Genomic DNA, 13260 nt, shown 5'->3' with positions numbered 1-13260 from the left:
CCGGATCGGACACGCCCTCGGCATCCGGTACGGCCCCGGACACGGCCTCCGGATCCCGTACGGCCTCCGGATCGGACACCGCCCCCGACACGGCGGCCGGCGCGAGCGCCGGCACCCCCCGTGCCCCGGCCGCCGGACCCTTCCGCTTCTTCCACGCGCTCACCGGCTCTCCCCTCCAGCCACCGCGACGGCGGTCGTCGCGGTCGTACCGGTCCTGGCCGCCGCCCCCAGGGTCACCGGCGCCGCCGCCAGCAGCGCGCGGTAGTCCGGCTCCCCCGCCCTCAGGTCGGCGAGCGTCGCGTACTGGGCGGTGACCTGGGCGTACGTACGCCTCGTCCCGTACGACGGGTCGACCGGTCCGTCCGGGGTCAGTCCCGCGTCCCGCGGCACGCCGTTGTACGACGTCCCGCGCAGCGTGAGCGTCTGCTGCGGCGCGGCGCCCGCGGTGTAGGTCGTGCGCGTCCCGACCACCCAGGCGAGGGTGTCGAGTTGGGCCCCCGCCGTGTCCACCACCCGTACGGCGTCGCCGAGTTGGATCCGCGGATCGTGGAGCACCTCGACCTCCCCCAGCACCGGTACCGGATAGCGGCCGGCGTTGAGCATGGTCTGCGCGAGACCGCTGGCCGAACTCCCGTTCTGCACCCACTCGGAGGCGGGAGCCGCGTACTGCTGCCGGCCGTAGTACTGCTGGCTCTCCGGGCTCCACCAGGCCGCCTGGCGCAGCTGCGGATCGCCGGTCGCCTTCTGGGGGACGATCCGGGCCGAGGGCTTGCCGTCCTTGGTGACGGTCCACAGCGGTACGGTCCCGGTGTTGGTGAAGCGGGCGAAGTACGTGGGGCCCTCGCGGCGGCAGCTGACGGAGACCACGCCCTTGACCGCCGTACCACCGGTCGCGGCGGTACCGAAGCGCACCCGGTGACCGTCGTTGACCACCGAGTCGTCGGTGACGACCAGCGGCCCGATGTCGAACTCGTCCTCGGCGACGGCGTAGGAGATCTCCACCGACGTACCTGGATCGATCCGCCGGATCGCCGTGTCGTCCACGATGTCGCCGTTGACGCGGGCGACGCCGGACCAGTCCTGGTAGGGCTGCTCGCAGTGGTTGCGGCAGGCGTCGATCTCCTCGCTGACGGTGAGAGCGGCGATGTCCCTGCGGGTGGTCACGGTGAGGTCGGGCTCGGCCGGCACCCTGCCGAAGCGGGACGGGCCCTTCCAGTGGAAGACGCCCTGTTCGTCGAACTCCGCGGTGGACATGCTCGCGCGGGCGATCTCGGTGATCACGTCCCACTGCGACCCCGTCACCCTGGGCATGGCGTAGATCGGCAGCGCCTCGGCGTCCAGCACCGCGCCCTTGGTCCACTTCCCCTTCTGCTCCCACTCGTCGCGGGGGAAGGACGGGATGTCGGGCCAGACGCGGTCGGTCAGCTGGAGGCACTCCACCGCCATGTCGGTCGTGAGGTCGACGCGGTGGACCTCGGCGCGCGGCTGGCTCCCCGCCGATTCGACGAATGCCGCCGGGCTGCCGACGTGGTACGAGCCTTCCGGGCCGGTCAGCCGGGGCGCGACGGTCGGCAGCACGCTGGTCCCCGACGACCGGGTGTCGAAGAGGAATCCGAGGTGCCAGTTGCCCCTGAGGGCTGCCAGCGCGCTGAACGTCCAGGTGAAGGACCACGATCCGGAACCCTGGGTCCCGGAGCGGATGTTGACGGAGCCCGCCGCGATGTCGACGGTCCCCGCCAGGTAGCCGTAGGCCCCACCGCTCCGGTCGAGCACGACACTGATTTCGATCTTGTTCCCTCTGCTCTTCGCCGTGTTGACCCAGCATTCGAGCAGGAAGACCTTGCCGGGCACGACGAAGCGGGAGCGCGGCATCCAGGAGGCGGTGAGTCCGGCGGCCCTCGGCATCAGCGCCATCTCGAAGGGGGCGCCGTCGCGGATCCAGTCGTACTGGCTGTTCGCGGGCACCGATTCGGGCTGGCCGTACGTCGCGTTGACCCCGCCGTGCAGCGAGGCGTACAGCGTCGTGAAGGCGTTGGTGTCGTCGGTGTCGGCCTGCGGCGCGCGGGGCGGCGGGCAGGTGTGGATGCCGCCCTGCCGCAGCAGTTCGTCCACGCACCAGGGGGCGGACGCGATCCGCAGGCCGGTCCAGACGCCGTGGTAGGGGCGGGGCAGCGAGGCGGGGCCCCGCAGCCGCTCGGCGCCGTCGAGGGCCTGGACGGTGACGGTGTCGCTGCCGGAGGCCGCCGTACGGGAGCGGATGGTGCCCCGGAAGGCCGGCAGCGTACGGCCGTTGACGCCTGTCTCGTGGACGACGGACTGGCCCGGGCGTACGGCGTCGCCGGTGGCGCGGTCCGCCCAGGCGGAGTACAGGCGCGGAGCGGGCTCGGCGACCGGGCCCGTACCGGCCTCGCCGCTGTTCCGCTCCTCGGTCCGGCCGCTCAGCTGCGCCTCGAACTGCGCCGAGGCGCTGCCGCTGAACGCCCGCATGGCTTCGGGGAGATCGGTGTTGTAGGCGCGCTCGACCTTCCAGGACTGGATCTGCTCGCCGAGTTCCTCGCCGCCGAGGCGGGTGGAGTGGACGGGGGTGCGTTCGGGCGCGGCGAGGGCCGCGTCGAACCGCTCGTCAGAGGGCTGCACCTGCCACCTCCACCAGGTCGATGCTGACACTGCGGTACGGGAGACGGGTCGCGGGTGTCTCGGTGCAGCCGGTGACGGCCATGGCCGGGCAGCCGTCGCCGAGCGACAGGGCCACGGGCTCCTCGCCGATGGTCAGGCTCGCGCCGGCGAGACCCGTCATCCCGGTCGCGCCGGGGGCGCCGACGGGGGTGACGAAGGCGGCGTTCGCGGGCGCCGTGCCGGTGACCAGCGGGCCGGCGGCCGAAGTGGTGGACAGGTAGGCGCCGTCCACGTCCTTCCAGTCCAGCTGGGCGGTGGCCACGGCGGGATTCCAGTCGGGCGGCAGCAGCCAGGAGATCCGCATGCCCGGCATCACGGGCCAGCCGGTCCAGGTCCCGTGCCGCCAGCCGATCTTGGTGCTCGGGTCGTCACAGCTGCCGAGGACGACGTCGTCGACGGCCGGACTGATGGTGATCGCTCCCTGCACGGTGAACCAGTGGTCGTGACCGGCGGGGTGCAGCGTCTGGCCCGCGGCCTGGTAGGGGTCGAGCAGGTTGCCGGCCGCGGGGTCGAGTACGGCGACGGACCGGCCGGCGTACACGTTGCGTCCGAGCATGCCGGGGCCGTTGACGCGCCGGGCGAGCCGGATGAGGTGGTCGGCGTCGGCGGGCTCCAGCCAGTCCCAGGCGAACTTGAGCCGGCGGGCGGTACGGGCGGGCGAGACGGTGGTGATCTGTCCCTCCAGCGACTTGAACTCGCTGACGTTGAGCTCGGCGCTGCGGTCCCAGCTCTTGGCGGCCTGCGTGATCTCCCGCAGGAGTCCCGGCTTTCCGATCCACAGATTCCTTGCCATGTCCTGTCTCACCTCCTGGCGAGCTTGCGCTGTCCGACGAGGACGGCGCGAGCGATGGTCTGTGAGTCGACCTCGATGTGTACGGGGCGTTCGGCGAGGCGCTCGACGGCCTGGGCGAGCCGGTTGATCCCGGCGGCGCCGCCGGGGTGCTGGCCGAACATGCGCTCCAGCCGGGAGAGGGGGATGACGGCCTCGGCCTCGCCGCCCTCCCCGATGAGCGCGAGCCGGCCGCCGGTCCTGGCCTCGACGATGCCGCCCTGCGCGAGCTGGGGCACGGGGATGCGGGGCAGGTTGAACGCGAAGCCCTTGCCGCCGATGACGGGCACCCAGTCGGGAACGCTGAACCTGACCTGGTTGAGGCCGCCGATCAGGGAGTTGAGCCCTCTGACGAGCATGCGGGTGGGCAGCAGGAAGGCGTTGACGACGCCCTTGAAGAGCGGGCCGAGGAACCGCGCGGCGGAGGAGGACGCGGACCGCATGGCGTTCCAGGCCGCGGTCATGCCCCGCTTGGCGACGGCCATGACCTTGTCCATGCTGACGAACCGCGCGATGAGGGGCGCGAGGAGCGTCATGATGAGCCCGAAGGGGCTGGCGGCCATGGCGAGGTTGAGCCCCTTCTGCGCGAGCGACGCGCCCTTGAGCCCCTTCCCGAGCCCGTCCATGGACTTCCCGCCCTTGTCGGCGTTCTTCCCGGCCTTCCCGACGGACTTCTCCACCCCGTCGGCCTGCCGCTTGACGTCCTGAAGCGCGTTCTTCGCCTTGTCGGCAGAACCCTTGAGCCGGTCGAGCGAGGTCTTGAACTTGTCGGTGGCGCCCTTGGACTTCGTGAGCGAGCTGTCAGCGGTACGCAGGCCGGTACTGAGCTTCCCTATCGAGGCGTCCGCCTGCCCCGCCGTCGTCTTGATCCTCAGGACGGAATTCGATGCGGCTCCTGTCGCGGTCTGCATCCGCCCCAGTTGTGAAGCCGTCTGCGCGACAGCGGCGCGCATGCGGCTGAGCTGGGCAGCCGCCGTGCTGATGGACTGGTTGAGGCCCATGTCTACCTCCCTGCCTAAATGGGTCAGAAACGACTGTTCAGCCGTGCTATCTCGTCGTGCAGCCGACGCACTTCGGCGATGGCCCGGTCCGCGCGCAGTTGGGCGGTGGCGACCTGGCTGTTCTGGCGGGTACTGCTCGCGCCCACCGCGGACTTGTCGGCCTTTCGGCGCAGCTTTTGATTGAGATCCCGAGTCAGCTCGGTGATGCGCTCATGGGCACGATTCGTTACGTTCCTATCATTTTGCCCCTTTCTCTTGACCTCGGTGATGCGCCGAAGGAGCCCCATCGGATGGAGATTGGCGCGTTCGAGTGCTTTGTCCTTCAGGTGCTGGCGCAGGTCGAACTCGAAGTTCGCGAGCTTCACCCCACTCGTGACTCCGCTGATCTCGCCGGACACACCGGTCAGAGCACCGACCGCACCTACACCGTCCGCCTTGGCCCAACCCCTTTCCGCCTTGACGTTGAACGCCTGGAACTCTTCCTCCAGCTCTGCCACTCTGTCCTGGAGCGGCTTCTCATCCGCGTTGCCCATCGATACCTCACAGGTGATTAAGGGGTTCAAATGTCGAATGGATCGGGCTCAATTGTGTCGGGGCGGGGAGAGTCCCGAGTTGAACTCCCAGCAGGCATCCCCCTCGACCGGGCGCTGCTCCTCGAAGCATGGGGAGGATTACTGAGTCGCACTTTCAACATCGAGGGCGAACTGACGTCCCGCCACGGAACAGAAAGAGAGGATCTCGGATCTTCCGGGTGGGGCAGAGACAGATCCCATATCATCGTGCCACCCGGGTATTCGAGTCTCCATATCACGGGGGATCCCACCCGCAAGCCAGGAAAATGGAACCTGCTGATCAGTGAGCCTTCGGCAGCGCCGGAAATAGGAATCGAGGCGGCAGGCGTCGGCGCGTCGCGTGTGTTCGCCTACCACGGCGGACCGGTCCAGGCATCCGTCGAATTCGAGTCGCAGGGGTGTCTGGCCTTCTACAGCTTCGACGGAACGCAACGCCGCGAGCTGCTCTCCCGCGATACGAAGTTTCAGGGTTCGGTGAAGGTCCCCGGCCCCGGACTGATCGCCGTCCAGTCACCGGTGGCTCCGCACTGGGGAAGCATTCCGCCTTGGCGGATCACTCTCCAGGGCAAATAGGGCGCCCCCGCCGCGACGAGTCATCCCCGTTCGGAAAACAGCGTCAAACGCGGGGCCATGATTCCCCGGGCGTTGCGGGCGTTGAAGGACGGGTGAGCCGTCTCAGGCGAAGAACGCGGAGAGTTCGTGCACGCTCGGCCCCTGGGCGATGGCTGGCGCGCTCCGGGTCTCCGGGTCGTCTTCGGGCGGCTCCCCCGGTCTCGGGATCGGTGACGGGAATTCCAGCGGATCGGCGTCCTCGTCGCGGTTGACCGTGGCGAACATCCAGTTCGCCTCGGCCAGTTGGTCGGCCACGTGGGCCAGGAGGTACTCCGTCACCGACCAGTCGGCCGACTCTCCGTGGAGTTCGCGGGCGACCGCGCTGTCCCGGGGGAGGTGCTGGACCAGTACCGCGAGGCGGCGGGAGGAGAGGCGGCCTCGGTGCCAGTCCAGCAGGTCCGTGCCGTAGTAGCGCAGCAGGTCGGCCTCCAGGGCCTCGGCGTGCTCGTCGACGAGCTCGCCGAGGCTCAGTCTTCCCCCAGGCCGAGCCCCGTCTCCTTGCCGTACGCCTCCAGGATCGCCGCGATGTCCTGCATCGTGACGTCGTGCCGCTCGAAGCGGGTGAACTGCTGCTCGCCGAGCAGCAGTCGCAGCAGTCCGTCGACGTCGTTGTCGTCGAGGTCCCGCAGCTTGCGCGCCGTCGCGCGCGTCAGCTCCGTCGGCAGCTCGAACGAGTCCTCGTCCAGATCGAAACTCCAGGCCCGGCCGAGCACTTCGAGGCGCTGGGCACGAGCCGCGTTGACGTTGAATCCCGCCATGTCCGTCTCCTGTTCGGTGGGGTGGGGGATGAGGTGGAGTGGGGGTGAGGTGGGGGGGAGTTGCGGGTACGGGGGTGGCGCGGCGGCCACCCCCGTACCCGTAAGGGTTACGCGAACGCCGTGTCCTTCATCAGCCACGTCGCCAGCGGCAGCGCCGTGTCGTCCTGCGCGTAGGCCGTGAAGGTCACACCGAGCTTCATCGCGCCCGTGCGGGTCATCGAGATCTCCTCGGTCTCGGTGACCTGGCCGCGCGGGATGACGAAGCGGTACGACACGTCGCCGGTGCCGTTGCTGTCGGTGAACTCGAAGCCGAGCTGGCGCTCGTCCGCCTTGGGGTTGGCGGAGAGGTCGTACTTGAAGGTGCCCGCCGCGGCCGGGGACGACAGGAGCGCCGTGGCGCCACCGCCCATGAAGAACGGCAGGGTGTTCTTGTTGATCTGGAGCAGCTGGAACTTCACGGTCAGCTCACGGTCGGAGTAGATGTAGCGCAGCGCGCTCACCGACTGCCAGCCGTCCACCTGGTCGATCTTGTCCTTCTTGCTGAGCTTGATGCCGTCGGTGGAGGTGTAGCCCAGCTCGGTCCAGCCGGTCCACGCCACGGTGGTGTCGATCGGCGCGGCCGGCGCTCCGGTGGCTCCGACCGGGGCCGCCACCAGGACCTTTCCGGTACCCGCTACGCGGATTTCCTTGCTGCTGTTGGGACCTGTTGCCATGTGAACTCCTCAGGAAGGGGTGTGTGGTGGGTTTACGCGGGGCGGATGGACAGGCGGAGCGTGGCCAGGTAGCGGTTGCCGGCCGGGCGGTTGTAGTCGGGCAGCCAGCGGGGCCCGTCGGCCTCGTCGACGTCGGTGACCACCGCCGTGCCGTACCGCGTACCGATCAGCTCCAGGACGCAGGCGCGGGCGGCGAGGGCCACGGTGTGTGCCGTGGTCTTGTCGGGGCCGTACACCTCAAGGTCCAGCAGTGGTTTGTCGAGGTGCAGGTCGTCGACCCACACGCCGCCGACGCGGGAGACCAGGACGGCCTTCTGGGTGCCGTCGAACCCGGCGGGCGGGCGGTTGTCGACCGTGACGCCGGCCATTTCGGGCCGGTCCTCGAGGAAGTCGACGACGAGCCGTTCCACATCGGGAAAGTTCAAAACGCTCACATGGACGCTCCTTCGCGGAAGGCGATGGGCCGTGGGGCGGATGTGCCGATCGGCGAGGCTGATCGGTGATGCTGATCGGTGATGCTGATCGGTGATGCCGATCAGGGGTGCGGCCCCGTCGCGACCCAGGGGAGTGGGATTCCGGGCAACACAAAGCGGCAGGTCCGCCGCCCCTCGGAAGGGGCGCAGCTCTGCCGCTGCTTCAAGTGTGATCGAGGGGGGCTGATCCCGCAACCGAGCTTTCCGGCGGTGTGGTTGGTGGTCCCGGGGGACGAGGAGTGCAACGGGAGAGGCCCCGCCGGTGTTCCGGCGGGGCCTCTCTGGACGGGCGTCGGTCGTACGTCGGTCGTGTGTGGTCGTGCTTCGGTCGTACGGTCAGCTCCTGCGGCGCGCCGCTCGCTCCGCCGCGAACACGTCCTCCAGCCGGTAGAGCAGCCGTCTCCCCTGGCGTCCCGCCGCGGTCAGGTGTCCGAGCTGGACCCACTTGCGGATGGTCGCCGGTGACACCTCGACCTCCGCGGCGGCCAGATCCCCCGAGATCAGCGCGACGCCCGCCGCGCGACCCGCGCCGCCCGCGCCCGTCGCGCCTTCCGCGCTCACGACGCCGCCTCCACCGCCGGTACGTGGCGGCAGACGGGGTTCACGCACATCACCGTCGCCCGCTCCGGGAACGCCCGCAGCGACACCGAGTCGCAGGCGGGGCAACGTCCGGCGACGCGGACCAGTTGCTCGGGATCGCCCAGCGCCCGGGCGCAGCGGCGGGCCATCCGCCGGGTCTCGTCCTCCACGTGCGCGGCCAGGTCCGGGTCCCCGCCGATCCGCTCCAGGAGGCCGGCGACGCGCCGGAGTCGTACGGGTACGGAGGCGGCGGCCACGCGGGGCAGGCCGAGCCGTTCCCGTACGGCCTCCTCCAACTCCACGACCCCGTCGGTGACATCGCGGATGGCGTCGGACACGTACAGCCGCAGGGGCGCGACGGAGCCGCCCGTCGGGGCGGCGCCGGGGCGCTCGCGCAGGACGCGTCCGGCGGTCGGGGCGAGTTCCGTCAGGAGCTCGGGGAAGTGCCGCAGGAGCGCGGCGATCCACAGGGCGCTGCCGGTTCTACCTGTGCTGCCGGTGTTGCCGGTGCGGCCCTTGCTATCGGTGTTCGTCACGCCGCCCGCCTTACCTCGCGGCCGTTGCGCCACAGACGCCCGCCGCTGACCCCGTCGAACCAGGTCCGCATGGGGTCCACGACGGCGACGCACTCCTCACGGATCGGGCAGTGATTGCAGGCACGCAATACCGGTTCGGCCTCGGAAGGGACTTTGGTGAACACAAAACGCTGGGGAAGATCGGCGCAGGCGGCGCCCCTGCGCCAGTCAAGATCTTCGTCCGTACGGAAGAAGCCCAAGGTCACGGCGGTTGAGGACACTGTCATCGATGAAGGCACGTGCAACCCCTCCCCATGTATGGGAATATTTGTTCGACAATTGCGGACGCGTGATCAGCGTTGCATGGTGCGAGCGCGTGCGCAAGCGACTACGTTCTGTCAGGAGGTGTCCCGCGCTGCGCCCCAAGTCGCCGCTCAGCCCCGCGCGTTGTGCGACATCTCCACAACAACGCGCGAGCGCGCACACCTATAGGTGCGCGCGCGATCGGTACTCTGTCCCCCGCGACGAGGGGAGATCGAGACAATGGGTTCAGGCTCACGGGCGGACGCCCGCAACAGCACGGGTTTCCGCGGTGACGGCGTCAGGAACCGCGCGGACGGACTGGACGTGTTCGCCGGCTGGGTGGAGTCCCTGATGCGCCGTCAGGGGTACGACATCGACAGTCCGCGCGGCGGTGGCAAGTCGAAGCTCGCGGACGACGCGGGGGTGCATCGGGCGGCGGTCAGCCGGCTGCTCCAGCGGCAGAGCATGCCCGACCTGGAGACCATGCGAAGACTGGCGGCGGTGCTCGGCATCCCGCTGAGAGAAATGCTCATCCGGTCGGGGCGCCTGTCGGAGGAGGACCTGCCGATCGCGGCCCGGCCGCAGACGGACGCGGCGGGGCCGGAGTCGGCGGAGGACTCCCCGCGACTGAGTCCGGAAGAGGCGGCACGGAGAATGGGGGTGCCCCCTGAGCTGCGGGAAGTGTTCGTGAAGGTCGCGAAGCAATTCCTGCCGGCAAGTAGTTAGGGGATCAGCTGCCCCGTGGGGGGGCGTGAAGGAGTGCGCGCATGGGCAACGACGGGGACGGTGGCGTTCCGGTCCCACAGGACCGGCTGGCCATGCTGTTGGGTGATTTATTGATCGAGCTGGGCCGGAAGGTCCAGCAGGCCGGCGTCGACGGTGTGCGCATCCTCACGGACGAAGAGATCATCAGGGATCAAGTGCGGTGGTATCGGACCGGCTGGGCGGAGCACGCCCGGGCGGCCGGCCAGACGCAGCCTCCGGCGGCGGGTCACCCCGACATGGAGGACTTTCCCGTGCCCTCCGGTCGACTGCTCCGCTTCCCGGACCAGTCGACCGACCCGGAGCCGGCGACCCCGGCGACGGACACACCCGGTCCGTCCCGCGCGTCGGAGAGGCCGGAGGCACCGGAGACACCCGGGACTCAGGAAACACACGGGACACACGAGACACCGGAGGCGCGTGACGGGCTCGCGCGCCCGCACTCCCCTCTCCCCGGAGACCCGGAGTCCCCGTCCGGGCCCGGGTCGGAGTCCCCACCCGCGTCACCGGCACAGCGGCTGCCTCTCGTGGGCGCGGGCGACGCGAACGTACGCAACCTGATGCCGCACCGGCCACGGCACAGGCGGGCGGCGCGGGAGCGGGGAGACGAGGGGTAAGGCGAGAGGTGAGCGGAGGGGTGAGCCGAGGGGTGAGCCGAGGGGTGAGCGGAGGCCTGGACCGAGGAGTGAGGCGAGGGGTGGACCGAGTGGCGCGGCCTCCGGGCCGCCCCGTCGGCAGGGCGCCGGTGCGCCATTCCACCTAAGCTGTACATATGGGCGAATCTCTGACGCGGGCGGGATACACCACACGGCCGCTGCGCCCCGCGGACACCAACGCGGTGATGGAGCTGCTCATGCTGACCAGCGCCTGGGACATCCGTTACCGCCTGCGGGAGCAGCTCCGCGCCGCCGCCGCGCACGACGCCCACCTCGCCTTTGTCGCCGAGCGCGACGGTTCCCTGCTGGGCGCGGCGAAGCTCGCCCGGGAACCCGCCTTCCCCGGTACGGCCTCCGCGCTGATCGCCGTGGTGCCGCACGCCCGCAGGACCGGCATCGGGGCAGCGCTCGCCACACTGCTCGAAGAGGGCGCCGGGCGTCTGCACGGGACGGCGATGATCACCTGCACGCTGCGTGACGACCTCCCCGAGGGGCGGGCGTTCGCGGAGGGGCGCGGCTTCCGGGTGACGAACCACAGCGTGGGGCGGTTGTACGAGCTGCCCGCCCACGGCGAGAAGCTGGCGGAGGCGGCGGCGCGGTCGGCGACCCTGGCGCGTGTCAGCGTCCGGGCGGCCACCATGGAGGACGAGGCGCGGACGATCATGGAGTGCGCCGGCCGGTGCCTGGAGGGCGCCAAGCTCCCGTTCCAGGAGGGCCAGGACTTCAACCTCGATCACGCGCGGCGACTCATCCCCGAGAAGGCCGTGATCATGCTGGCGGAGTCACTGGACGGGTCGGAGCCCGTGACCTGCGGCCTGACCATCCTGACCCCCCAGGCGGCCTCCGACACGTGGTACACGATCTTCACCGGGGTGGACGCGCGCTACCGGGGGCGGGGCATCGCGGCGGCGGTGAAGTCCGCGGCGCTGCTGCACGCGTACCGGGCGGGGGCCGGTGCCGTCATCACGCACAACGACGAGACGAACGAGCCCATCCTGCGCCTGAACGACTCGCTCGGCATGAAGCCGGCGCTCGGGGTGTGGGGTCTGGTCCGCCCGCTGGACCACTGAACCCCGCCCCCTGCCAGGGGACGGGGTACGGGGTACATCTCGGGGTACGGGGTACATCTCGGGGTACGGGGTACATCTCGGCGGTCATGTCTCGCCCCGGGGGCTACGGCCCCGGCGGCCACGCCTCGCCCGGCGCGTCAGCCCAGCGTCGGCAACCCGTAGGCGTCGGCGATCAGTTCGTAGCTGCGCAGCCGCGTCTCAGGGCTGTGGGCGTGCGCCGTAATCATCAACTCGTCGGCGCCGGTGCGCTTCTGGAGATCGTCCAGGCCCGCCCGTACGACATCCGGCGTGCCGTGCACGATGTTCACGAGCCAACCGTCCACGAACTCCCGTTCCAACGGGCTGAACTGGTACGCCGCCGCCTCTTCCGGCGTCGGGATCAGACCCGGGCGGCCGGTCCGCAGCTGGAGCATCGACAGGGCGCCCGTGAGGACCTGGCGGCGCGCCTCCGGCTCCTCGTCGGTGGCCAGGGCCGCCACCCCGATCACGGAGTACGGGGCGTCCAGCACCTCCGACGGGCGGAACGACTCGCGGTAGAGGTCCAGCGCGGGAATCGTGTTCTGCGCCGAGAAGTGGTGGGCGAAGGCGAAGGGCAGGCCCAGCACGCCGGCGAGACGGGCGCTGAAGCCGGACGAGCCGAGGAGCCAGATCGGCGGCCGGCCCTCGGGCCCCTGGACCGGACCGGGGATCGCGTGGATCCGGCCGTAGCGGTGGCCGGAGGGGAAGTCGTCGTCCAGGAAGCGGGTCAGCTCGGCGAGCTGCTCGGGGAAGTCGTCCGCGCCTTCGTTGAGGCGTTCCGTACGGCGCAGGGCGGCCGCCGTCGCTCCGTCGGTGCCGGGCGCGCGGCCCAGGCCCAGGTCGACGCGGCCGGGGGCGAGCGCCTCCAGCGTGCCGAACTGTTCGGCGATGACCAGCGGGGCGTGGTTGGGCAGCATCACCCCGCCGGAACCGAGCCGGACGCGCTCGGTGTGGGCGGCGAGGTGGGCGAGGATCACGGCCGGGGACGACGAGGCGACGCCCGGCATCGAGTGGTGCTCGGCGACCCAGTGCCGGTGGAAGCCGCGGCGCTCGGCCAGCTTCGCCAGCGCGACGCTGGTGCGCAGGGAGTTCGCGGCGGTCGAGCCCTTGCCGACCGTGACCAGGTCCAGGACGGACAGGGGCACGGGCGCGGTACCCCGCACCACACCACGAATGCTGTCCGTGGCCCGGTCGGTGTCCGTGTCCGTGCCCGTGTCTGCCGTGCCTGTGTCTGTTGTGTCTCGGCTCGCGTCAACCACCGGTGAACACCCTCCTGCGCATGAAGAACCTGGGAACACGCATCAACAGGAGGGGATCTCCGTTTATTCCCCGCGCGATTCCCCGTGCGATTCCCGGCGCGACTCCCGGACCGACTCCCGGCACGTCGTCGCGTACGTGCCGGAAGCGTCGTCCGGGGCTGTCACTCCGGCGCCGCGAACAGGGTGCCGAGACCCCGCCCGCGCCCCCGTCGCTCCGTCAGCCGCAGCCCTTCCCAGACCGTCACCTGGTTCGCCGTGAGCACCGGCTTGCCCAGGGCCTCCTCCAGCTCCGGCAGGTACGCCACCGTGTGCAGGGCCGTGTCCGGGAGGAGCACCGCCTCCGCGTCGGGGTGATCACCCGCACGGGCCAGCTCCATCACCTGTTCGCGCGTATCGGCCTCGCGCGCGGCCGGATCCGCCGCCTCGCCGGCCTCGCCCACCGCGACGGCGGGCCCGGCCGGAGC

Annotated in this window: 15 protein-coding genes and 1 pseudogene; 3 read left to right on the top strand and 13 right to left on the bottom strand. The window is 70.6% G+C overall.

The window, feature by feature from the left end; all coding sequences use genetic code 11:
• Positions 1 to 159: 159 nt before the first annotated feature.
• Genes GT042_RS11135 through GT042_RS11120 form a run of 4 tightly spaced genes read right to left on the bottom strand, consistent with a single transcriptional unit; the run spans position 160 to position 5003 of the window.
• Positions 160 to 2637 (bottom strand): hypothetical protein, encoded by a 2478-nt coding sequence (locus GT042_RS11135; RefSeq protein WP_161308550.1) that lies wholly within the window; start codon positions 2635 to 2637, stop codon positions 160 to 162.
• Positions 2624 to 3469, bottom strand: a complete 846-nt coding sequence (locus GT042_RS11130; RefSeq protein ID WP_161308549.1) for a hypothetical protein — start codon at positions 3467 to 3469, stop codon at positions 2624 to 2626. The genes GT042_RS11135 and GT042_RS11130 overlap by 14 nt, the downstream gene beginning before the upstream one ends.
• Before the next feature lie 8 nt (positions 3470 to 3477).
• The gene (locus tag GT042_RS11125; RefSeq protein WP_161308548.1) at positions 3478 to 4506 is read right to left on the bottom strand and encodes a hypothetical protein; all 1029 of its coding nucleotides are present in this window, start codon (positions 4504 to 4506) and stop codon (positions 3478 to 3480) included.
• A gap of 23 nt (positions 4507 to 4529) precedes the next feature.
• Positions 4530 to 5003: a hypothetical protein gene (locus GT042_RS11120; RefSeq protein WP_161308547.1), complete on the bottom strand. Its 474-nt coding sequence runs from the start codon at positions 5001 to 5003 to the stop codon at positions 4530 to 4532.
• A 282-nt stretch (positions 5004 to 5285) separates the two neighbouring features.
• Between GT042_RS11120 and GT042_RS11115 the strand changes: the two genes are divergently transcribed.
• The gene (locus tag GT042_RS11115) at positions 5286 to 5651 is read left to right on the top strand and encodes a hypothetical protein (RefSeq protein WP_161308546.1); all 366 of its coding nucleotides are present in this window, start codon (positions 5286 to 5288) and stop codon (positions 5649 to 5651) included.
• Between the two features lie 102 nt (positions 5652 to 5753).
• On the opposite strand, the gene GT042_RS11110 is transcribed toward GT042_RS11115, so the two are convergent.
• From GT042_RS11110 to GT042_RS11080, 7 genes are all read right to left on the bottom strand, one after another.
• Positions 5754 to 6110, bottom strand: coding sequence for a hypothetical protein (locus GT042_RS11110; RefSeq protein WP_237530687.1), 357 nt, complete (start codon positions 6108 to 6110; stop codon positions 5754 to 5756).
• Between the two features lie 47 nt (positions 6111 to 6157).
• Positions 6158 to 6448 carry a hypothetical protein gene (locus GT042_RS11105; protein WP_161308545.1) on the bottom strand — a complete coding sequence of 97 codons (291 nt, stop codon included), beginning with the start codon at positions 6446 to 6448 and terminating at the stop codon, positions 6158 to 6160.
• A gap of 107 nt (positions 6449 to 6555) precedes the next feature.
• Complete coding sequence (locus GT042_RS11100; RefSeq protein ID WP_161308544.1) at positions 6556 to 7161, bottom strand: phage tail protein; 606 nt, start codon at positions 7159 to 7161, stop codon at positions 6556 to 6558.
• Positions 7162 to 7193: 32 nt separating this feature from the next.
• Positions 7194 to 7529, bottom strand: a complete 336-nt coding sequence (locus GT042_RS11095) for a hypothetical protein (protein WP_345943738.1) — start codon at positions 7527 to 7529, stop codon at positions 7194 to 7196.
• A 441-nt stretch (positions 7530 to 7970) separates the two neighbouring features.
• A complete protein-coding gene (locus tag GT042_RS11090) occupies positions 7971 to 8195 on the bottom strand; it encodes a helix-turn-helix domain-containing protein (RefSeq protein WP_161308542.1) in 225 nt (74 codons plus the stop codon).
• Positions 8192 to 8749: a hypothetical protein gene (locus GT042_RS11085; RefSeq protein ID WP_161308541.1), complete on the bottom strand. Its 558-nt coding sequence runs from the start codon at positions 8747 to 8749 to the stop codon at positions 8192 to 8194. Before GT042_RS11085 ends, GT042_RS11090 begins: the two co-directional genes overlap by 4 nt.
• On the bottom strand, positions 8746 to 9015 hold the full coding sequence (locus GT042_RS11080; protein WP_161308540.1) for a WhiB family transcriptional regulator: 270 nt from the start codon (positions 9013 to 9015) through the stop codon (positions 8746 to 8748). Before GT042_RS11080 ends, GT042_RS11085 begins: the two co-directional genes overlap by 4 nt.
• A gap of 367 nt (positions 9016 to 9382) precedes the next feature.
• Here GT042_RS11080 and GT042_RS11075 point away from each other — a divergent pair, with 367 nt between their 5' ends.
• Together GT042_RS11075 and GT042_RS11070 are read left to right on the top strand one after the other, a co-directional pair.
• Positions 9383 to 9757, top strand: a complete 375-nt coding sequence (locus GT042_RS11075) for a helix-turn-helix transcriptional regulator (RefSeq protein ID WP_237530686.1) — start codon at positions 9383 to 9385, stop codon at positions 9755 to 9757.
• 808 nt (positions 9758 to 10565) lie between these two features.
• Entirely contained in the window at positions 10566 to 11519 is a 954-nt protein-coding gene (locus tag GT042_RS11070) for a GNAT family N-acetyltransferase (RefSeq protein WP_161308538.1), read from the top strand.
• Positions 11520 to 11656: 137 nt separating this feature from the next.
• On the opposite strand, the gene GT042_RS11065 is transcribed toward GT042_RS11070, so the two are convergent.
• Complete coding sequence (locus GT042_RS11065; RefSeq protein WP_161308551.1) at positions 11657 to 12712, bottom strand: LLM class flavin-dependent oxidoreductase; 1056 nt, start codon at positions 12710 to 12712, stop codon at positions 11657 to 11659.
• Positions 12713 to 12957: 245 nt separating this feature from the next.
• Positions 12958 to 13260, bottom strand: a pseudogene (locus GT042_RS11060) (decarboxylase); the annotation flags it as partial.

The organism is Streptomyces sp. SID3212 (genome assembly GCF_009865405.1).
GTDB lineage: Bacteria > Actinomycetota > Actinomycetes > Streptomycetales > Streptomycetaceae > Streptomyces.
This window is presented reverse-complemented; position numbering and strand designations above follow the sequence as displayed.